This window comes from Methylobacterium marchantiae (genome assembly GCF_042679825.1).
GTDB classification, from domain to species: Bacteria; Pseudomonadota; Alphaproteobacteria; order Rhizobiales; family Beijerinckiaceae; genus Methylobacterium; species Methylobacterium marchantiae.
Genome location: NZ_JBHTND010000013.1, coordinates 26,915 through 47,321 on the forward strand (window position 1 = coordinate 26,915; position 20,407 = coordinate 47,321).

General features: G+C 67.1%; 18 protein-coding genes and 1 tRNA gene. 12 read left to right on the top strand and 7 right to left on the bottom strand.

Annotated elements, in window-relative coordinates:
• Positions 1–16 precede the first annotated feature (16 nt).
• The 4 genes from ACFQ4G_RS11070 to ACFQ4G_RS11085 all read left to right on the top strand — a co-directional run bounded on the left by ACFQ4G_RS11070 (position 17) and on the right by ACFQ4G_RS11085 (position 3,135).
• Positions 17–205 carry a hypothetical protein gene (locus ACFQ4G_RS11070; protein ID WP_238207734.1) on the top strand — a complete coding sequence of 63 codons (189 nt, stop codon included), beginning with the start codon at positions 17–19 and terminating at the stop codon, positions 203–205.
• Between the two features lie 112 nt (positions 206–317).
• Positions 318–887, top strand: a complete 570-nt coding sequence (locus ACFQ4G_RS11075; protein ID WP_238207732.1) for a DUF3489 domain-containing protein — start codon at positions 318–320, stop codon at positions 885–887.
• A gap of 32 nt (positions 888–919) precedes the next feature.
• Positions 920–1,519 carry a DUF2924 domain-containing protein gene (locus ACFQ4G_RS11080; RefSeq protein WP_238207730.1) on the top strand — a complete coding sequence of 200 codons (600 nt, stop codon included), beginning with the start codon at positions 920–922 and terminating at the stop codon, positions 1,517–1,519.
• 8 nt (positions 1,520–1,527) lie between these two features.
• Positions 1,528–3,135: a recombinase family protein gene (locus ACFQ4G_RS11085; protein ID WP_238207729.1), complete on the top strand. Its 1,608-nt coding sequence runs from the start codon at positions 1,528–1,530 to the stop codon at positions 3,133–3,135.
• 334 nt (positions 3,136–3,469) lie between these two features.
• Here the strand turns inward: ACFQ4G_RS11085 and ACFQ4G_RS11090 are convergent.
• Positions 3,470–3,545 (bottom strand) — tRNA-Ala (locus ACFQ4G_RS11090).
• Positions 3,546–3,657: 112 nt separating this feature from the next.
• On the opposite strand from ACFQ4G_RS11090, the gene ACFQ4G_RS11095 reads away from it, so the two are divergent.
• On the top strand, positions 3,658–3,960 hold the full coding sequence (locus ACFQ4G_RS11095; RefSeq protein ID WP_238207728.1) for a YggT family protein: 303 nt from the start codon (positions 3,658–3,660) through the stop codon (positions 3,958–3,960).
• A 50-nt stretch (positions 3,961–4,010) separates the two neighbouring features.
• Complete coding sequence (locus ACFQ4G_RS11100; RefSeq protein ID WP_238207727.1) at positions 4,011–5,057, top strand: MaoC family dehydratase; 1,047 nt, start codon at positions 4,011–4,013, stop codon at positions 5,055–5,057.
• 119 nt (positions 5,058–5,176) lie between these two features.
• On the opposite strand, the gene ACFQ4G_RS11105 is transcribed toward ACFQ4G_RS11100, so the two are convergent.
• The 3 genes from ACFQ4G_RS11105 to ACFQ4G_RS11115 all read right to left on the bottom strand — a co-directional run bounded on the left by ACFQ4G_RS11105 (position 5,177) and on the right by ACFQ4G_RS11115 (position 6,915).
• The gene (locus ACFQ4G_RS11105; protein ID WP_238207726.1) at positions 5,177–5,410 is read right to left on the bottom strand and encodes a hypothetical protein; all 234 of its coding nucleotides are present in this window, start codon (positions 5,408–5,410) and stop codon (positions 5,177–5,179) included.
• A 64-nt stretch (positions 5,411–5,474) separates the two neighbouring features.
• Complete coding sequence (locus ACFQ4G_RS11110) at positions 5,475–6,278, bottom strand: TSUP family transporter (RefSeq protein ID WP_238207725.1); 804 nt, start codon at positions 6,276–6,278, stop codon at positions 5,475–5,477.
• Between the two features lie 61 nt (positions 6,279–6,339).
• Positions 6,340–6,915 carry a L,D-transpeptidase gene (locus ACFQ4G_RS11115; protein ID WP_238207724.1) on the bottom strand — a complete coding sequence of 192 codons (576 nt, stop codon included), beginning with the start codon at positions 6,913–6,915 and terminating at the stop codon, positions 6,340–6,342.
• A 230-nt stretch (positions 6,916–7,145) separates the two neighbouring features.
• Between ACFQ4G_RS11115 and ACFQ4G_RS11120 the strand changes: the two genes are divergently transcribed.
• From ACFQ4G_RS11120 to ACFQ4G_RS11130, 3 genes are all read left to right on the top strand, one after another.
• Positions 7,146–7,595 carry a hypothetical protein gene (locus tag ACFQ4G_RS11120; protein WP_238207723.1) on the top strand — a complete coding sequence of 150 codons (450 nt, stop codon included), beginning with the start codon at positions 7,146–7,148 and terminating at the stop codon, positions 7,593–7,595.
• A 350-nt stretch (positions 7,596–7,945) separates the two neighbouring features.
• The gene (locus ACFQ4G_RS11125) at positions 7,946–9,130 is read left to right on the top strand and encodes an efflux RND transporter periplasmic adaptor subunit (protein ID WP_238207761.1); all 1,185 of its coding nucleotides are present in this window, start codon (positions 7,946–7,948) and stop codon (positions 9,128–9,130) included.
• Positions 9,131–9,133: 3 nt separating this feature from the next.
• Positions 9,134–12,298, top strand: a complete 3,165-nt coding sequence (locus ACFQ4G_RS11130; RefSeq protein ID WP_238207722.1) for a multidrug efflux RND transporter permease subunit — start codon at positions 9,134–9,136, stop codon at positions 12,296–12,298.
• A 332-nt stretch (positions 12,299–12,630) separates the two neighbouring features.
• Here the strand turns inward: ACFQ4G_RS11130 and ACFQ4G_RS11135 are convergent, their stop codons facing one another.
• Positions 12,631–14,313 carry an acyl-CoA dehydrogenase family protein gene (locus ACFQ4G_RS11135; RefSeq protein WP_238206287.1) on the bottom strand — a complete coding sequence of 561 codons (1,683 nt, stop codon included), beginning with the start codon at positions 14,311–14,313 and terminating at the stop codon, positions 12,631–12,633.
• Positions 14,314–14,503: 190 nt separating this feature from the next.
• Positions 14,504–15,367 carry a DMT family transporter gene (locus ACFQ4G_RS11140; RefSeq protein WP_238206414.1) on the bottom strand — a complete coding sequence of 288 codons (864 nt, stop codon included), beginning with the start codon at positions 15,365–15,367 and terminating at the stop codon, positions 14,504–14,506.
• A gap of 210 nt (positions 15,368–15,577) precedes the next feature.
• On the opposite strand from ACFQ4G_RS11140, the gene ACFQ4G_RS11145 reads away from it, so the two are divergent.
• Both ACFQ4G_RS11145 and ACFQ4G_RS11150 read left to right on the top strand, forming a co-directional pair.
• Positions 15,578–16,462: a YihY/virulence factor BrkB family protein gene (locus tag ACFQ4G_RS11145; RefSeq protein ID WP_238206289.1), complete on the top strand. Its 885-nt coding sequence runs from the start codon at positions 15,578–15,580 to the stop codon at positions 16,460–16,462.
• A 121-nt stretch (positions 16,463–16,583) separates the two neighbouring features.
• Positions 16,584–17,411, top strand: a complete 828-nt coding sequence (locus ACFQ4G_RS11150; RefSeq protein ID WP_238206291.1) for a transglutaminase-like domain-containing protein — start codon at positions 16,584–16,586, stop codon at positions 17,409–17,411.
• A gap of 154 nt (positions 17,412–17,565) precedes the next feature.
• Here the strand turns inward: ACFQ4G_RS11150 and ACFQ4G_RS11155 are convergent, their stop codons facing one another.
• The gene (locus tag ACFQ4G_RS11155; RefSeq protein WP_238206293.1) at positions 17,566–19,347 is read right to left on the bottom strand and encodes a glucan ABC transporter ATP-binding protein/ permease; all 1,782 of its coding nucleotides are present in this window, start codon (positions 19,345–19,347) and stop codon (positions 17,566–17,568) included.
• Positions 19,348–19,622: 275 nt separating this feature from the next.
• Here ACFQ4G_RS11155 and ACFQ4G_RS11160 point away from each other — a divergent pair, with 275 nt between their 5' ends.
• Positions 19,623–20,396, top strand: coding sequence for a motility protein A (locus tag ACFQ4G_RS11160; RefSeq protein WP_238206295.1), 774 nt, complete (start codon positions 19,623–19,625; stop codon positions 20,394–20,396).
• Positions 20,397–20,407 lie beyond the last annotated feature (11 nt).

Sequence of the window (20,407 nt, forward strand, 5' to 3'; positions counted from 1 at the left end):
TGAGATTAGCACACGCTTGAACGATGCAGCCGCGGTCTCGAAGGCAGCTTTGGCCTGCGCCGATGCTGGCTCGGAGCGCGAGGCCCTGCAAATCATCATGGATCTCGATACGTTCCTACACGAGGCCACAACCTTGCACGGTGCCGTATGCCTGATTGGTCGCATCACCCGCGCCGACGAACGCAGGAAGACGCCGGACGACTGATCAATCGCGCGCTTCGAGTTCGCTCCGAACCTCCGGGTTCGCCCAGCCCCGCCGGCATGTCGCCGATCGCGGGGTTGGGGTGATGGCACCTCTGCCACACCTGGAGCTTTCCATGTCGATCGTGATCCACCCGGCCCTCTCCCGCAATGATGCCGCCCTCCTGATCGCGGCAGCCAACCGGCCTGATGGCCGGGTCGTTCTCCCCGAGACGATCACTCCGCTCGCCTGCAAGCGCACTGTCGGCCGGCTCTTAAAGCGCGGGCTCATCGCGGTGAGCGAGGCCCACGAGCTGGCTGGCGAGACGGCACATGACCTCACGCCGGCCGGATATGCGGCGGTCGGGATGACGCCGCCTGTGCCAGTCATTCCCGCGGTGGAGGATGGCGCCACGCTGCCACCGACCACGGTTAGCAAACGTGAGTTTGTGCTCGGGCTTCTCAGTCGGGCCGAAGGCGCTTCCCTCGCTGAGTTGATCGCCATCACCGGATGGCTGCCACACACGACGCGAGCAGTGCTCTCTCGCCTGCGATCGGCCGGTCGGATCTTGGCTAAGAGCAAACGGGCGGACGGCGCGACGGCTTATCGGATCATGCCCGAAGAACCTGAGGCGCGGCCTAAGTCCAGCCGCGGGCCGGCTCGGCGCAAGGACGGCGAGACCCACGCCGTGGCCGCGGCCGTCTGATCAAGGGAAGGGCGAGAGTAGCGAGCACACCAATGACCAAGCCGATGACCGCCATCACCTTAACCGCTACGTCTTCGAGCGGCGTAGCGGTCCCCTGTGCGGGCCGCGAGGATCGCGTCGAGGCCGAACTCGCCCGGCTCGCTTCCCTGGATCTTGCCGGTCTGCAAAGGCAGTGGCGCAGAGTGCTCGGGCGCCCTGCGCCCGAGCATCTCAACCGCCCGCTGCTGCACGGGATCTTGGCCTACCGCGCTCAGGCCGCCGCCTTCGGCGACCTGGATCGTGAGACGGCGCGTCAGCTAAACCGCCTCGCTCGGGGCGAGACCGATCGGCGCGGCGAACATCACGACGCGTCGGGTGCATCCGCGACCGATGCGATCCCCCTCCCCTCTGCGCCGGCGAGCCGTCCCGGGACCGTGCTGGTGAGAGAGTGGCGGGGGGAACTGCAGCAGGTGACGGTGCTTGAGCAGGGCTTTGCCTGGAACGGCACCGATTACGACAGCCTGTCGAAGGTTGCCCGGGCGATCACCGGTACGAACTGGAACGGGCCCCGCTTCTTTGGCTTGCGCGGGAAGGCTACGGGGACGGAATCTGCGAAGGTGCGTGCGGTACAGGATCAAGGGATCGCTCGATGAAGCCCTCGATGAGGCGGACGAGGGAGCCCGCGCCAAAGCCGTCTTCGCTGCGATGCGCGATCTATACCCGGGTCTCGACTGAGCATGGGCTCGAACAGGAGTTCAACTCCCTCGATAACCAACGCGAAGCAGCCGAGGCCTACATCAAAAGCCAGGCGCACGAGGGCTGGCGTTGTCTGCCCACCCGATACGACGACGGCGGCTTCTCGGGCGGTTCGCTCGATCGCCCTGCCCTGCAGCGGCTTCTCGCCGAGATTCAGGCCCGTCGCATCGACGTGGTGGTGGTCTACAAGGTCGATCGCCTTACCCGGGCGCTTTCCGACTTCGCCAAGCTCGTCGAGACCTTCGATGAGCACGGGGTCTCGTTCGTATCGGTGACACAGGCCTTCAACACCACGAGCAGCATGGGCCGGCTCACCCTCAACGTGCTGCTCTCCTTTGCCCAGTTCGAGCGCGAGGTCACCGGCGAACGCATCCGCGACAAGATCGCCGCGAGCAAGCGCAAGGGTCTCTGGATGGGCGGCGTCGTGCCGCTCGGCTACCGGGCTGCGGACCGGGCCCTGCACGTCGTCCCCGATCAGGCAAAGGTGGTGCGGATGATCTTCGAGCGTTATCTCGCGCTCGGGACCGTCATTGGATTGAAGGCCGAACTGGAACAGGCCTGTGTCAGCGTGCCTGAACGCCTCGATGGCAAGGGTCGCACGGTCGGGGGCGGCGTCTTCACCCGCGGCCACCTCTACCAGATCTTGGGGAGCCCGATCTATATCGGCCGGCTTACGCACAAGGGGCAGGTCCACGAGGGCCAGCATGCCGGCATCGTCGATCCGGCGATCTTCGCTGCGGTGCAGGCGCGGGTCGCCCGCAACCATCACGGCCACACCGCGAGACGGCAGGATTGCGCCCATCTCCTCGTTGGGCGCATCCGAGACGACCGCGGCAACCTCATGACCCCAACCCATACCGCCAAAGGCTCGCGTCGTTACCGATACTACGTCAGTCAGGCGGTGCTGCAGGGAAAGCCCTCCGGCACGATCCGGCGCGTCGCCGCCCACGCGATCGAGGCCCTCGTGCTAGCGGCGCTGCGAGCCCTACCGGCTTCCGCCGCTATCTCGTCCGCTGCCTCCATATCCCCTTCAGCATCCGCCGAGCCACTCAGCGACGCCGAGATCATCGCCGGACGGCTGAGACAGGTGACCGTCCATCCCGACGCCCTACACATCGACCTTCTCGGCACTGAGGAACGCGAGCCTATCCGGATTGCATGGGCTGCGAAGCGCGCTCACAACCGCCGGGACATCATCGTCCCTCCGGGATCGGAGCGTGCCGGCCTGCGACCGATGAAGCCCGAGGATCGCGCGCGCATCCTCAAGGCCATAGCCCGCAGCCGCGCCTGGATCGACGACCTCGTCGCCGCGCGGGTCACCGCCACCGATGCCATCGCCGCCCGCGAGGGCTGCAGCGAGCGCTCGGTCCGGATGTTGCTGCCGCTGGCGCATCTCTCGCCGCGGATCGTCAATGCGATCGTAGACGGACGTTTGCCCCGCGGCATCGGCGTGCGTGATCTTGTAGCGCTCCCCGTATCCTGGGCCGAGCAGGAACGCTCATTCGGGATCTGAGCGCAAAGCGCCGTCGATCCCCCATCGGTCATCGACAGCCAGACCCGCACCACGCCCAACCGCTTTTGCCATCGCTGCGTTTGCGACCGTTCGCAGCTGTGATGCGATGCGTAAAACGAAGGAAGCAGACTGTCGTGAAAGACGCGATCATCACCCGGCGAGGCGCATCCGCGGAAACGAGATCGAGGGCCGCTGAGACCGCGTCGATATCTCGCTGATCATCTCGGGTCTCCAACGACTGAGACCGGTGCAGACTCTAAGGGGTCTAGCTAAGCCACGGACAGTTCGACGCTTTTTACGAAGACCACCAGATAAGCAGTTTTTGCAGACTGCCTGGTGGAGCTGAGCGGGATCGAACCGCTGACCTCCGCAGTGCGATTGCGGCGCTCTCCCATCTGAGCTACAGCCCCGTTCCGAGGTGCCGGCCTTGTAGGCGCGCGTGCCTCGGCCTGTCAATTCCGGAAATCCCGACGTTAGACCCGAGCCTGACAAGGCGGGGCGAACGAGGACATCAGACCGCGCATGTACGCTCTTCTCTGGCTCTTCGACACCGTCGTGCAGCTCTTCATCTATGTGCTCATCGCCAGCGCCGTGCTGAGCTGGCTCGTGGCGTTCAACGTGGTCAACGTGCGCAACCCGATCGTGTCCCAGATCGGCGAGGTGCTGTATCGGCTGACCGAGCCCGTCCTCCGCCCGATCCGCAACATCCTGCCCAATCTCGGCGGCATCGACCTGTCGCCGATCGTCCTCGTGCTCCTGCTGCTCTTCGCGAGCCGCCTCCTGCACGAGTTCATCCCGCCCCAGACCGTCGTCTACGGCGGCTGAGTCCCCGTCGGGCTGAAGGCACGAGACCCAATCCGAGGAACGACCAAGTGATGAAGACCAATCCCGGCCGCTTCTTCGAGGATTACCGCCTCGGCGAGACCATCCGCCATGCCACGCCGCGCACCGTGACGAGCGGCGACGTGGCGCTCTACACGTCGCTCTACGGACCGCGCTTCGCCGTGCAATCCTCGGACGCCTTCGCCAAGGCGATCGGCTATCCGCAGAGCCCCCTCGACGATCTCCTCACCTTCCATGTCGTCTTCGGCAAGACGGTGCCGGACATCTCCCTGAACGCGCTGGCCAATCTCGGCTATGCCGAGGGCGGCTTCCGTCGGTCGGTCTATCCCGGCGAGACCCTGTCCACGGTCTCCGAGGTGATCGGCCTCAAGGAGAGCTCGAACCGCCAGACCGGCGTGGTCTACGTGCGCTCCACCGGCTCGGATGCCAATGGCGAGACCGTGCTGAGCTATTGCCGCTGGGTCCTGGTGAAGAAGCGCGACCCGCAAGCCAAGATCGAGCAGGAGCACGTGCCGACCTTCGCCAAGGTCGTCGACCCGGCCGATCTCGCCGGTGCGCTGCCGCCGCTGAACACCGGCGCCTACGATCTCGACCTCGCCGGCAGCCCGCATCGGTTCGGCGACTACGTCGTCGGAGAGAAGATCGACCATGTCGACGGGATGACGGTCGAGGAGGCCGAGCACCAGATCGCCACGCGTCTCTACCAGAACACCGCCAAGGTGCATTTCGACGGGTTCGCCGCGAAGGACACACGCTTCGGCCGTCGCCTGATCTATGGCGGCGTCGTCATCTCGCTGGCGCGCGCGCTCAGCTTCAACGGCCTCGGCAACGCCTTCGCGCTGGCCGGCATCAATGCCGGCCGTCACGTGGCGCCACTGTTTGCCGGCGACACGGTCTATGCCTGGAGCGAGGTGCTGGAAGCCGCCGAACTGCCGGGCCGCAGCGATATCGGCGCCCTGCGCCTGCGCACCGTCGCCACCAAGAACCAGCCCTGCGGCAACCATCCGGACAAGACCGGCGACGGCTACGACCCCGCCGTGATCCTGGACCTCGATTATTGGGCGTTCATGCCGCGCTGAGGCGCCGGCTTGCGGTCAGGGTTTGGATCGCGCGTCGTACGCACCGAAGCCATAGATGATGAGGCCGGCGCTGAGGGCGATCGCCGGCCCGAGCAACAGCAGGAAGATTTCCGGGCCGGTCATTCGATGAGCCTTCCGAGAGGTCGGATCGCGAGTGGATGTAGGCCGACACCGATCACAAAGAAAGCCAACGCGGCCCCCGCGGCGGGAGGCAGGTCGCGGGACGTCGCTCCCTGAACGCCGAATGCCAACGCCGCCAGCGGCGTAATGAACCCAGCAGCGATGGAAGCCACCGCAACGCTGTTCAGCGCTGTAGCGCGGAGCTGGGTGCGCTCGTTGTGAACGAGATTCATGGACGGTTATCTATCACAGGTAGTCTCGGTTCGCAGCGCCCGCCGTTCGGCTCTGCGGATCGCCCTACCCGCCCGCAAACAGCCCCATCACCGCCTGTCGCAGCGGATTGTCCGGATTGGACAAGAGCCGGATCGCCATCGCGCAGGCGATGGTGACCAGCAGCGGCCGGATCAGCCTGGCACCGAGGCGGATCGCCAGGATCGAGCCGATCTGCGCGCCGATGAAGGCGCCCACCGCCATGGCGAGGCCGATGGGCCAGACCACGTGGCCGCCGGCCGCGAACAGAGCGAGGCTGCCGAGATTGCTCGCGGCGTTGGCGAGCTTGGTATGGGCGGTCGCCCGCACCACCCCGAGGCCGAGTAGCGTCACGAAGCCGATCATGTAGAAGGCGCCCGCGCCGGGGCCGAACACGCCGTCGTAGAAGCCGACGGCGGGCGCCCAGGTCAGGGCGAACAGGCCGGGCCGCATCCGCGCCGTCGCGTCCTCGCTGCTCATCCGCCGGGCGAAGGCGAAGTAGAAGGCGATCCCGATGAGGAGGATCGGCACGGCCGCGTCGAGGACCGGCCGCGGCAGCAGGCTCACGCATAGAGCCCCGCCGATGGAGGCGAGACCGGCGCTGAGCGCGATCTTCCAGGCCGCCGGCCAATGGATATGCCCGCGCCGCGCGAAGGCGATCGTCGACGAGACCGCCCCGGCACTGCCCTGCAGCTTGTTGGTGGCGATGGCGCTCACCGGATCGAGGCCGGAGAGAAGCAGGGCCGGCACGGTGATGAGGCCGCCGCCGCCCGCGATGGCATCGACGCATCCGGCCGCGACGGCCACCGCGAACAGGCCCGCGACGAGACTGAGATCGACACCGAGGATCATTCCGCTTCCCATCCCCTCCGGTCGCGACCGACCGGAGACCGGCGGGAGGCGGATCGGGCCTTCAGTTGCGCACGATCACCTTCGTGCCGACCTTCACCCGGTCGTAGAGATCGACCACGTCCTTGTTGGTCATGCGGATGCAGCCCGAGGAGACCGCCGCCCCCATCGTCTCCGGCTCGTTGGAGCCGTGGATGCGGTAGAGGGACGAGCCGAGATACATCGCCCGCGCGCCGAGCGGGTTGTCCTGGCCGCCGGCCATGAAGCGCGGCAGGTCGGGCCGGCGCGCCAGCATCTGGGCGGGCGGACGCCAGGCCGGCCATTCCTTCTTCATCGTCACCGATTTCTGGCCGGACCACGAGAAGCCCTGACGGCCGACGCCGACGCCGTAGCGCACGGCCGCGCCGCCGCCGAGGACGTAGTAGAGCCGGCGCTGGCTCGTAGAGACCACGATGGTGCCGGGCTTCTCCGCCCCCTTCCAGGCCACGGTCTCGCGCGGGATCGCCTGCTCCTTGAAGATGTTCATGAAGTCGGCGATCGGCCCGCTGTCGAACGGGTTGCCGGCGCTGGCTTGGCCGGCCGCCGCGAAGCTCAGGCCCAGCGCGAGCGCCGTGGCGGGAAGAAAGGAGCGCATGCCCATGGTCGTCGTCTCCGGCCGGACCTGGAAGAGCCGGCGCAGGCGCGCCTAGGCTTCCATCACGGCGAGGTCCAGGCCCGTCGAGCCGGACGTCAGGTGATCGGGCGCGAAGACTTGGCCGGATGGCCGAGGGCGGTCAACCCGGATCGAAACGAACGGAATCCCCTGTGGGATTGAAGCAACGGCACCGATTCGCACTCCGCTCAGCGCATTTGACAGGATGTCGCAGGTTATTGCGTCGCGGGAACTTTCGCACCACCCTCTCTGACGTGACAATCGTACCGTTCAGAATTGCCGTCTCCACGCGCGATGCGGCAGCCATTGCGTCGGACCCTGCGCGTCCCCAGACCGGCGCCCGCCCGCGCTCGGCGGCATCGATCCTTCTCATCCTCCTCTGCCTCCTCACGCTCGTGCTTCCGACCGTTCCCCCCGGCCCATGGGCCGACGGGATGTCGGGGCCGGTCACGAGCCAACGGACGGACACCGTCACGGGTCAGGCCGAGGCGCCTTCGACCAGCGTCGTCTCGCGTCTCGACATGGACGACGCGCTGACGCTGGTGCCCCTCCCCGTCTCGCAGACCCTCGGGGTCGTCTCGCCTCCGACGTTACGCGGGCGCTCGGCGCTCTCGCTCGGTATCAGCGCGGAGGCGCCGCTGCATCGCCCGCCCAGGATCGCCGCCTGAGAGCGTAGCCGCGGCTTTTTGACCAAACCGCGATCAATACGCTTCTTTGCCGGCTCAGGTCGCGCGATTGCCAAGATCGTGAGTGATGGCTGAAGCCGTACCGTGTCCGGATGACCGTGTGACGGCCTCCGCACGACCAACGACGCCATGGCCGCCCCCGCGTGGCCCAGCGATTGCCACGGTGGTGAGGCCGTCTCGCGGGTCTCCCCCCGTGACTTGAGTGTCAGAGCTGCCAATCCGCGACGCGGGTTGCGATCGACCGCGTATCGCACAGGAGCGAAATCATCGTGACGACCACTTCCCACCGCGTCCGACGTGTCTGGCCGGCCTCCCTGGCTGCCGCCTCCGTCATGGTCGCCCTGTCCGCCTGCAACCAGAAACAGCAGGCCGCGGCGCCGGTTCCCGGTCCCTCGCCCGAGGTGAGCATCGTCACCGTCCGCGAGCAGCCCATCCCCTACGTGCGCGACCTTCCCGGCCGGGTGGCGCCCCTGCGCATCGCCGAAGTGCGGTCCCGCGTCTCCGGCCTCGTGGTCAAGCGCACCTTCGAGCAGGGCAGCTTGGTCAAGGAGGGCGACATCCTCTACAAGATCGACCCGGCGCCGTTCGAGGCCGAGCTCGCCAGTGCCGAGGCGGCGCTCGCCCGCACCGAGGCGGCCCAGGTCCTGGCAGGCCAGCAGGCCGACCGTCTGGAACAGCTGCTCTCGCGCCAGACCGCCAGCCAGGCGCAGTACGACAGCGCCTATGCCGGCCTGAAACAGGCCCAGGCGGAGGTGGCCGGCGCCAAGGCCACGCGTGACCGGGCCAAGCTGAACCTCAACTACACCGACGTGCGGGCTCCGATCTCCGGCCGCATCGGACGTGCGCTCCTCACCGAGGGCACGCTGGTCGAACAGGGCGCGACCGCGGTCCTCGCCACGATCCAGCAGCTCGACCCGATCTACGTGGACATCACCCAGTCGGTGGGCGAGCTGAACAAGCTGCGCCGCGATCTCGCCAGCGGCGAGCTCTCGCGCCTCTCCAAGGACACCGCCAACGCGCATCTCATCATGGACGACGGCTCGCTCTACGGTTCGGCCGGCAAGGTCCTGTTCTCGGACGTCACCGCCGATCCGAGCACCGGCCAGGTCACCCTGCGGGTGCTGTTCCCCAACCCGCATGACGAGCTGTTCCCGGGCATGTATGTCCGCGCCCGCATCAAGCAGGGCATCGACGTCGATGCCATCGCCGTGCCGCAGCAGGCGATCCAGCGCACCAACGACGGCAAGGCCGAGGTCTGGGTCGTCGGCAAGGACGACAAGGTCATGCTCCAGCCGGTGGAGGTCGGCCCGGTCGTCGATTCCAACTGGATCATCCGCGACGGCCTGAAGGCCGGGGACCGCGTCGTGGTCGAAGGGGTCCAGAAGATCTCGGTCGGATCCACGGTCAAGACCGTCGAGTTGAAGATCGCCTCCGCGCATGCCGAGATGAAGCCGGTCGATACCGATCTCGACGACCGGGCGCCCAGCCCGCAGCCCGCTTCTGCCCAGGTGCGCTGAACCATGGCCCGTTTCTTCATCGATCGCCCGATCTTCGCCTGGGTCGTCGCGCTGTTCATCTGCCTGGGCGGGATCCTGTCGATCCCGAGCCTGCCGGTGGCGCAGTATCCGGTCATCGCGCCGCCCTCCATCGCCCTCTCGACGGCCTATCCCGGCGCCTCGGTGGAGAATCTCTATACCGGCACCACGCGCCTCATCGAGGACGAGCTCAACGGTGCCGCCAACATCCTGAGCTTCGAATCCGCCAGCGACGCGTTCGGTGTCGTCGAGATCACGGCCCAGTTCCAGCCCGGCACCGATTCGAGCCTCGCCGGCGTCGAGGTGCAGAACCGCCTGAAGCGCGTCGAGGCCCGCCTCCCCGCCGAAGTCCGCCAGCAGGGGACCCTGGTGGAGGAAGCCTCCGCGGCGACGCTGAACATCATCACGCTGATCTCGCCCGACAAGTCGATGGACGAGATCGCGCTCGGCGACTTCCTCATCCGCAACGTCATCAACGAGATCCGCCGCATCCCCGGCGTCGGCCGCGCGACGCTCTATTCCACCGAGCGCAGCCTCCGCATCTGGATCGATTCCGACAAGCTGCGCGGCCTCTCCCTCAACGCCTCCGACGTGTCGAAGGCGATCACCAACCAGAACGTCCAGATCGCCTCCGGCGCGGTGGGCGCGATGCCGAGCCCGGCCTCCAACACCGTCAACTTCCCCATCATCGTGAAGGGCCAGATGACGGCCCCCGAGGAGTTCGGCGCCATCGTCCTGCGCGCCAACCCGGATGGGTCGAACGTGCGCCTGCGTGACATCGCCCGGATCGAACTCGGCGGCGAAGATTACAAGTTCACCACCCGCCTGAACGGCGGCGAGGCCGCCGGCATCTCCGTGACCCTGGCGCCGGACGGCAACGCCCTCGAGACCGCCTCCGCGATCCGCGCCAAGATGGAGGAGCTGTCGCAGTTCTTCCCCTCGAACGTGCAGTGGGACATCCCCTACGACATCACGCCCGCCGTCGAGGCCTCGATCAAGAAGGTGCTGATGACGCTGGTCGAGGCCGTCATCCTCGTCTTCGTGGTGATGTTCCTCTTCCTCCAGAACATCCGCTACACGCTGATCCCGACCATCGTCGTGCCGATCGCCCTGATGGGCACCTGCACGGTGATGCTGCTCGCCGGCTTCTCGGTGAACGTGCTGACCATGTTCGGCATGGTGCTCGCCATCGGCATCCTCGTCGACGACGCCATCGTCGTGGTGGAGAACGTCGAGCGCATCATGAACGAGGAAGGTCTGTCTCCGAAGGAGGCGACCCGCAAGGCGATGAACCAGATCACCGGTGCCATCATCGGCATCACCCTGGTGCTGATCGCGGTGTTCATCCCGATGGCGTTCTTCCCGGGCTCCGTCGGCATCATCTACCGCCAGTTCTCCATCGCCATGGTGACGTCGATCGGCTTCTCGGCGCTCCTCGCCCTGACGCTGACGCCGGCCCTCTGCGCGACCCTGCTCAAGCCCATCGAGAAGGGGCACGGCCATTCCAAGGGCGGCGTGTTCGGCTGGTTCAACCGGGTCGTCGACCGCGAGACCGCGCGCTACGGGCGCGGCGTCGCGGGGATGATCAAGCGGTCCGGCCGGGTGATGATGATCTACCTCGCCCTCGTCATCGGCCTCGGCTTCGCCTTCGTGCGGATGCCGGAGGGCTTCCTCCCGGTGGAGGATCAGGGCTTCTTCACCGTCGACATCCAGACCCCGCCGGGCTCTTCGTTCAACCGCACGCTCAAGGCGGTGAAGGCGGTGGAGGAGCATCTCCTGGCGCAGCCCGGCGTCGCCACGGTGACGATCGTCAACGGCTTCTCGTTCTCCGGCCAGGGCCAGGTGACGAGCCAGGCCTTCGTGACCCTGAAGCCCTGGGGCGAGCGCGATGCCGCCAACTCCGCGGCCGCCCTCGTGGAGGGGACCAACAAGGCGCTCTCCACCTACAAGGACGCGGTGATCCAGGCGCTCGAGCCGCCGCCCATCGACAATCTCGGCAACGCCTCGGGCTTCAGCTTCCGCCTGCAGGACCGCGCCCAGAAAGGCTACTCGGCCCTGATGGCGGCGCAGGAGCAGCTGCTCTCCCTCGCCAAGAAAAGCCCGATCCTGCAGAAGGTCTATGTCGAGGGTCTGCCGCCGGCGCCCCAGGCCGAGCTGGTCATCGACCGCGAGAAGGCCGCGGCGCTCGGCGTCGATTTCGAAGAGATCAACAACACGATCCAGGTCAATCTCGGTTCGGTCTACACCAACGACTTCCCGAACCGGGGCAAGATGCAGCGTGTCATCGTGCAGGCCGAGGACAGCCAGCGTCTGAAGGCGGCCGACCTCCTGAATTACGGCGTCAAGAACAGCCAGGGCACCATGGTGCCGATGTCGTCCTTCGCCGACCTGAAATGGAGTGTCGGACCGGCGCAGATCATCGGCTTCAACGGCTACCAGTCGGTGCGCATCACCGGCGAGCCGGCGCCGGGCTACACCTCCGGCGACACCATCGCCGAGATGGAGCGCCTGATGCAGCAGCTGCCCAAGGGCTTCGGCTACGTCTGGACCGGCCAGTCGCTGCAGGAGAAGCAGGCGGGAAGCCAGGCATCGCTGCTGCTCGCCCTGTCGATCCTGATCGTGTTCCTGTGTCTCGCGGCCCTCTACGAGAGCTGGTCGATCCCGTTCTCGGTGCTGCTGGTGATCCCGCTCGGCGTCATCGGCTCGGTGGCGGCGGTCTATCTGCGCGGCCTGCCCAACGACGTCTATTTCAAGATCGGCCTGATCACGATCATCGGTCTCTCGGCCAAGAACGCGATCCTGATCGTGGAATTCGCCAAGGACCTGTGGAAGCCGGGCAAGTCCCTGGTGGACGCGACGATCGAGGCGTCGACCCTGCGCTTCCGGCCGATCGTGATGACCTCGCTGGCCTTCATCTTCGGCGTGGTGCCGCTGGCCATCGCCTCCGGCGCCGCCTCGAAGAGCCAGCAGGCGATCGGCACCGGCGTGCTCGGCGGCATGATCTCGGCGACCATCCTCGCGGTCCTGTTCGTGCCGGTCTTCTTCGTCTTCGTGATGCGCCTGTTCCGCGTGAAGCCCGTCGCGGAGAAGTCCGAGACCGGTACCATCGACGGGGGCGTCCCGTCTGGTCATCACGCGCCTGCGGAGTAAGACGATTCCTCCGCATGACCTCACACGGGTCGGCGGAGGGCGCTCCGTCCGGACACAAAAACAGCGGGGTCGAACCGGACGCTCATCCGGTTCGACCCCGCTGTTTTTGTCGTCATCTGAAAGCATTCGTCCCGACAGCGACCTCTTCCTGAGGTGCCGCGAAGTGGCCTCGAAGGAGGCCTCCAGGACCCGGTGCGCGAACTGGAGGCCTCCTTCGAGGGCTTCGCTGCGCTACGCCGCCTCAGGATGAGGGGAGGATTGGAGGGACGATGCCCTGTTCGTAACCCTCACACCGCCCGCCGGATGTCATCTCCGGCAGGCGGTGTCGGGCGTCAGGCGGTCTCGAGCAGGCGGCGGGCGATGACCTGGGCCTGGATCTCGGCGGCGCCTTCGAAGATCGAGAGGATGCGCGCGTCGCAGAGCACGCGGCTGACGGCGTATTCCAGGGCGAAGCCGTTGCCGCCATGGATCTGCAGGGCGTTGTCCGCCGCCGCCCAGGCCACGCGGGCGCCGAGGAGCTTGGCCATGCCGGCCTCGAGATCGCAGCGCTTGCCCTCGTCCTTCTCGCGGGCCGAGAAATAGGTGAGCTGGCGGGCGATGTTGATCTCCACCGCCATCATGGCGATCTTGTCGGCGACGCGGGGGAAGTTGATCAGGGCCTTGCCGAACTGCACCCGGTCCTCGGCGTAGCGCAGGCCGAGGTCGAGGGCGTTCTGCGCCACGCCGATGGCGCGGGCCGCCGTCTGGATGCGGGCGGATTCGAAGGTCTGCATGAGCTGGGTGAAGCCCTTGCCCTCGACCTCGCCCAGCAGGTTGGCGGCCGGCACCTCGAAATTGTCGAAGGCGAGCTCGTATTCCTTCATGCCGCGATAGCCGAGCACGTGGATCTCGCCGCCCGACAGGCCCTCCACCGGGAACGGCTCCGCATCGGTGCCGCGCGGCTTCTCGGCGATGAGGAGCGACAGGCCCCTGTGGCCCTTTTCCTCGGGCTTGGTGCGCACAAGGCAGGTCATGATGTCGGCGCGCACGGGGTGCGTGATCCAGGTCTTGTTGCCCGAGATCTTCCAGACATCGCCGTCCTTCACCGCCTTGGTACGCAGGCTCGCGAGGTCCGAGCCGGTGTTCGGCTCGGTGAAGACGGCGGTGGGGAGCGTGTCGCCCGACGCGATGCCCGGCAGGAAGCGGTGCTTCTGCTCCTCGGTGCCGCCGCACAGGATCAACTCGGCGGCGATCTCCGAGCGGGTGCCGAGCGAGCCGACGCCGATATAGGCGCGGGACAATTCCTCGGAGACGACGCACATGGAGATCTTCGGCAGGCCCATGCCGCCGTATTCCTCGGGGATGGTCAGGCCGAAGACGCCGAGCTCGGCCATCTTGGTGACGATCTCCATCGGGATGTAGGCGTTCTGGCTGTGCCACTCATGGGCGTGCGGCACGACCTCGGCGAGGCCGAAGCGGCGCATCTCGGAGCGGATGGCCTCCATGTCCTCGTCGAGGCCGGACTTGCCGATGGTGGCCGAGCCGCCGTTGTCGCGGATGCGGGCGACGAGCGCGGCGCGGTTCGCCGCGGTGTTGCCTTCCGCGATCATCGCCTCGACGGTGTCGGTCCGGAACTTCGCGACCTCGCGGGCGGAAAGACCGAGCGAGCCGGTGGCACGCACCATCTCGCCCTGGCTCATCGGGATGCCGGAGAACATCTGGTCGAGATACTCGCCGATGCCGATCTTCACGAGGAGCGCTTCGGTCTCGCCGAACTCTCCGCTCTCGGTGAGGCGGGCCGCATAGGCGCCGAGTTCGCGCACGCCCTCGGCATAGGTGGCGAGCCAGGCGAGCCCGTGAGTGGCGTGCTGTTCGAGCTCCAGCTTCTCGGTCGAGATCTTGCCGTCGGCGGAGAGGACCTTGGCCCGAACCCGGGTGGTGGCCTCGGCGACGAGGGCCTTGGCGGCTTCACCGGCGCTCTGAGCGAGGGTCAGGAGATCCTGCGGTTCGATGGAGACGGCCGGGGAAGCGGACATGGATCAGATCTCTCAAATCAGGAGGTGGATTGGCCGTCATTATAGGCAGGTTTGCGGAGTCTGTAGAGGCGTCTCGCCGCAGCGCGGCAATATCCCGCCTGAATTCATTATTTCTTGAAGCGAAAGTCCCGTCTTTCCTTCGGGGAAACTGGTCAGTCGAATTTTATTGAGAGATGATTCAAAGAAAAAGTCATCTCCGACTGGCGATGGCGACACCGATCGCCGCCAATCCCATGCCGCCCATCTGCAAGGGGACCAGCGCCTCGCCGAACAGGCCATAGGCCATCGCCGCCGAGACCGGCGGCACCAGGAAGAGCAGGGAGGCGACGCCGGCCACCTCGCCACGCTTGATGAGGGCGAGGAGGAGCAGGATGCCCGCCACCGAATTCACGAGGATCGACCAGGCGAGCCCGCCCCAGAGCGGCATCGAGGCATCGAAGCGGCCGGTCCCGAACAGGAAGGCCGCCGGGACGGCGAGGAGCGAGGCGCCGACGAACTGGATCGCCGCATTCGGAAGCAGATCGGCCTGCCCCGAACGGTTCTTCTGCCACAGTGTGCCGACGGTCATCGCCACCATGGCCCCGAGGCAGGCGACGAGGGGAAGGGCCGGGATGCCGGAGGCGTCCGCCGCGCCGACTTTCGGAGCCAGGACCAGGAGCGCGCCGGCGAAACCCGTGGCGATGCCGAGCCAGCGGCGCGGGCTCACGATCTCTCCCAGGAAGGGCCGCGCCATCGCCGCGGTGAGCAGCGGCTGAAGGCTGCCGACCAGGGCCGCGATGCCGGAGGGCAGGCCGCGCTCCACCGACCAGAACACGCCGATGACGTAGAGGCCCTGCATCAGCACGCCGGCGACCAGGGCATCGCGCCATCCCGCCCCGCCGCGCGGCCATCGCGCCCCGAGGCCGAAGGCGATGGCCGTGAGGACGAGGGAGACGCCGACCACACGGATCGCCACGAAGGTGAAGGCCTCCGCATGGGGCGCCACGAAGCGCGCCGCGACGAAGCCCGACGCCCAGATCAGGACGAAGACCGACGACACGACCGAGGCGGGCATGGTGCGCTTGGTGCGGATCGAGGGCGTCGGCGGTTCGGCTGGCATGACGGTGGCGCAGGCACCACACCGAACCACCGAACACAAGTCGCTGCGAGGACGGACAGCAATGCATCGGCGCGGGGCCGACCTGGGCGTTGCGCCGGCAGCCCGCCTCGCGTTTAGACAAGAGGATCGTCGAGATCCACAGACACGAGAAGTGCCCGACCCGCCGTGAGCCGCCTTCGCAACAGCGCCAGCATCGCCAGCCTCGCCGCCCAGCGCTTCGTCGCCCATGACGGCTGGGCGATCGCGAGCCACATCGCCCTGTCGATCCTGACCTCGCTGTTCCCGTTCCTGATCCTGCTCGCGGCGCTCGCGGGCCTGTTCGGCACCAAGTCGCTGGCCGACGAGGCCGGGGTGCTGATCTTCGAGGCGTGGCCGCGGGAGGTGGCGAAACCCATCGCCGGCGAGGTCCACCGGGTGCTCACCGAGCAGCGCGGCGGCGTGCTCACGATCGGCGCCGTGCTCGCCCTCTACTTCTCGTCCTCTGGCGTCGAGAGCCTGAGGGTAGGGCTCAACCGCGCCTATGGCCTGCGCGAGATCAGGCCGTGGTGGCTGACCCGGCTCGAATCGATCGGCTACGTCGTCTGCGGTGCCTTCGCCATGCTTGCCTTCGCGCTGCTGGTGGTGCTCGGTCCGCTGATCTGGCGGCGGGTCATCGACGTGGCGCCGGGGCTCGAACCGCTGAGCCTCACTGTCGCCATCGGACGAATCGGCATCACCGCCTTCCTGCTCGCGACGGTCCTCGTCATCGCCCACAAATTCGTGGCGGCGGGCCGTCGGGCCATCCTGTCGGTGCTGCCCGGCGTCGCGGTGACGCTGGTCCTGTGGTTCCTCGCCGGCCTCGGATTCGGCTTCTATCTCGACCGGTTCTCCAACGCCTACGCTTCCACCTATGGCGGTCTGGCGACGGCGATGGTGTTCCTCGTCTTCCTCTACTGGCTGGCCGCGATGTTCCTGTTCGGCGGCGAGGTCAATGGCACCGTCATTGCAGCACGGCGCCAGCGACTCCAGGCCCGGATGCTGGCGAGGCAGGCCGAGGCGCGGCGGCAGTGAAGGTTGGTCGCACCCTGCATGCCGACATCCATCTGTGACCTTCGCGGCCTATGCCGAACGGTCTCGCGCGGGCATTAGGGCGCCGGGGTTGGCGCGAGGGTCGGCCGGAGGTTCACGGGTAATGCGCATCAGGTTCGGTTGCGAGATGGGCTACGACTTCGCGTATCCGACTCCGATGATCGCCCGATTGACGGCGCATCCGAGCCGGTTCGCCCATCAGGCCGAGCCCGACCGGCTCACGGTCTCGCCGGGCACCGAGAACGAACTCTTCCTCGACGATTTCGGCAACCGCTGCTGCCGCCTCGTGGCGCCGGCGGGCGCGGTGACGCTCTCGGTCGAAGGCTGGCTCGACGACGACGGCGCGCTCGATCCTGTGGTGCCCGACGCGATCCAGCACCCGATCGAGGATCTGCCGCTGGAGGCCCTGCCCTTCCTGGTGGCGAGCCGCTACTGCGAATCCGATCTTCTCTCCAACGAGGCGTGGCGCCTGTTCGGCGACGTACCGGCGGGCTGGAGCCGCGCCCAGGCGGTCTGCGACTGGGTGCACGGCCATATCAGCTTCGGCTACGGCTATTCCAACGTGGATCGCACCGCCGCCGATGCTCTGGCCGTGGGGCGCGGGGTCTGCCGCGACTTCGCCCACCTGTTCGTCGCCTTCTGCCGCGGCCTCAACATGCCGACGCGCTACTGCACCGGCTATCTCAGCTTCATCGGCGAACCCGAGCCGCATCCGCCGGGGGATTTCGCGGCCTGGACCGAAGTCTATCTCGGGGGCGCCTGGCACGTGTTCGATCCGCGCAACAACGCCCCGCGCCGCGGCCGCATCCTCGTCGCCCGCGGCCGCGATGCGGCGGACGTTCCACTGACCCACACGTTCGGCTCGAACGTCCTGACCAAGTTCAGGGTCTGGGCCGAGGAAGAGATCGAGGACGTCCACCCGCTGCGATAGTGGAACGACAACGGACTTTCCTTCTCCCCCCTGTGGGAGAAGGTGGCCCGCGAAGCGGGTCGGATGAGGGGTGCGCGTTATCTGGAGAGGTCGCTCCCTCTCCCGCCTGCTCCGCAGGCACCCTCCCCCGCGGAGGGGGGAGGGTTTTCTTATCTCAAGCTGCGAGAGCGAGGTTCTGCTCGGACGGCTCCGCGCCGGCCATGAACTGGGCCCGGGCGAGGTCGGCGAAGCGGCCGTTCTCAGCCACAAGTTCCTCGAAGGTCCCCGATTCGACGATCCGGCCCTCGTGGAAGACGAGGATGCGGTCGGCGTTGCGGATCGTCGCCAGGCGGTGGGCGATGACGAAGGTGGTGCGGCCTTCCATCACCGCTTCGAGAGCGCCCTGGAGCTTGCGCTCGGTGGTGGCGTCGAGCGCCGAGGTCGCCTCGTCGAGGATCAGCACCGGCGGGTTCTTGAGCAGGGCGCGTGCGATCGACAGGCGCTGACGCTCGCCGCCGGAGAGCGAGCGGCCGCGCTCGCCGATGATCGTGTCGAGGCCGTCGAACTGGCGGTCCATGAACTCCGTCGCCTGGGCGCGGTCCAGGGCGTCGAGCATTTCGGCATCGGTGGCGTCGGGACGGCCGACCTGAAGATTCTCGCGGATCGAGCGGGCGAACAGCATCGGCTCCTGGAAGACCACGCCGATGTTGTGGCGCAGGGAGGACAGACCGATGTCGCGGATGTCGGTGCCGTCGATGCGGATCGCGCCGGTATCGGGGTCGAAGGCGCGGTGCAGCAGGCCGAGCGTGGTCGACTTGCCCGAACCCGTGGTGCCGACGAGGGCGATGGTCTGCCCGGCCTCGGCCGTGAAGGACACGCTCTCCACCGCCTTGCGGCGCGGGGTGTAGGAGAAACCGACCTGATCGAACGAGACCTCGCCCTCGAAACGGGCCACCTGCTTGGCACCGGGACGGTCGTGCACGGCCGGGGTGGTGTCGAGGATCTCGAAATACTCGGCGATCTTCGGCATCTGCTGGAACAGGCCGTTGATGCAGGAGGCGACCTGTTCCAGGCGGGCGACCAGCATGGTGGCGAGGCTCATGAAGGCCACGACTTCGCCGATCGAGGCCAGGCCGTGCTGCTGCAGGGCGATGCCGGTGATGAAGATCGCCGTCATGGTCAGGGTGGCGGAGGCGCGGGTGGCGACGTTGGCCAGCGCCCACCAGGACAGGACCGGGATCTGGGCGGCGAGGAGGTTGCGGATGATGCCGTGCATCGCTTCCTTCTCGGCCTTGGCGCGGGTGAAGGACTGGATGACCGCGACGTTGCCGAGCGCGTCCGAGGCATGGGCGGCGAGGCCCGACTGATAGGCCTCGACCTTGTCCTGGAGCGCCTCGGTGCGGCGCATGACGAAGGTGGTGAGCCCGGTGAACAGGGTCACCAGCACCACGAGGATCATGCCGAGCTGCCAGTTCACGAACAGGGTCATCGGCAGGAGCACGATGAGCGAGACGAAGGCGACGAAATGGTCGCGGAAGAAGCCGAGCCACAGCCAGAACATGCCGTTCGAGCCTTCCAGCATTGCCTTGAGGACGCGGCCGGAATGGTTCGAGGAATGGAAGGCCAGGGGCAGTTCGAGCACGTGCTCGAAATAGTTCGCCATGGAGGAGAGGCGGTTGCGGTGGGCCAGCCGATCGGCGTGCAGCGCGATGGTGACGCCGGCCGCGATGGTGAACAGGCCGAACGCGACCCAGGCGCCGATGAGCGGCGCCAGCGTCGAGAAGGCGTTGGTGTTGCTCTTGAGATGCGTCAGCTGATCGATGATGCGACCCATCAGGAGCGGCTCGGCGAAAGCCGCCACCGCGAGGGCCACATTCGCGAGAGCGAGCAGGACCGCCAGACGCCGATCGGCGCCGAGAAGGCCCATGACACGCGCATAGAGACGAACCAACGGCATGACGACGTGTGCTCCGATGCCAACTTCGGCGCGGTTCCTTTTGCCGGAACCTTCGCCTCGACCCTTCGCCCCAGGATCGTCCCCCGTGTTCGGGAGGCCATAAATCCTTTGGCGTGATCGGCTTATCGCAAGGCCACCCTGAACGGCGAATGACAGGAATGGGCCGGGCGGGCCGTTATCCTTTACGGTTCGTTTAGCGCGTCTGCCTAAGGCTGGACGGGTCGCTTTCCGCACGGGCCGATTCCGTGGTGCCGGGAGGCTGACCAGGGTTCACCATGGATCTCGCAACCGGTATCGGGCTGCTCGGCGGCTTCGGGGTCGTCTTCACCCTGATCATGATCGATGGCGGCAACTTCGCCGCCTTCTTCGACAAGCATGCGGTCATCGTCATCTTCGGCGGCTCCACCGCTGCGACGATGATCCGCTTCCCGTTCGCGACCATGATGCACGGCCTGCCGATGGGCATGCGCTACGCCTTCACCATGCGGGCGATCCGGCCGCGCGAACTCATCGAGGAGATCACCAAGATCGCCGATGTGGTCCGCAAGTCCGGCCCGATGGCGCTGGAGAGCATGGAGATTTCCGACCCGTTCCTGGCCCAGGGCGCCCGCTACATCGCCGACGGCTACGACCGTGAGTTCATTAGAGACACGATGGAGCGGGACCGCGACAACTTCCTGATGCATCTCGACGAGGGCTCGAAGATCTACCGCGCCTTCGGCGACTGTGCCCCCGCCTGGGGCATGATCGGCACCATCCTCGGCATGGTGACGATGTTCGCCAACATGTCGGATCCCTCGAAGCTCGGCCCCGCCATGGCCACCGCGCTGCTCGCCACCCTCTACGGCGCGCTGATCTCCAACATGATCGCGCTGCCGCTGGCCGACAAGCTGCACGTGAAGCTCGAGGAGGAGGACGTGTCGCGTTCGCTCATCATCGACGGCATCCTCCTCATCCGCGATTCGAAGAGCTCGTCCCTCGTGCGCGAGATGCTGATCGCCTACCTGCCGCACAACCATCGCGACGAGCTCGCGGCGGAAGCGGCCTGACGGCAGGAGGG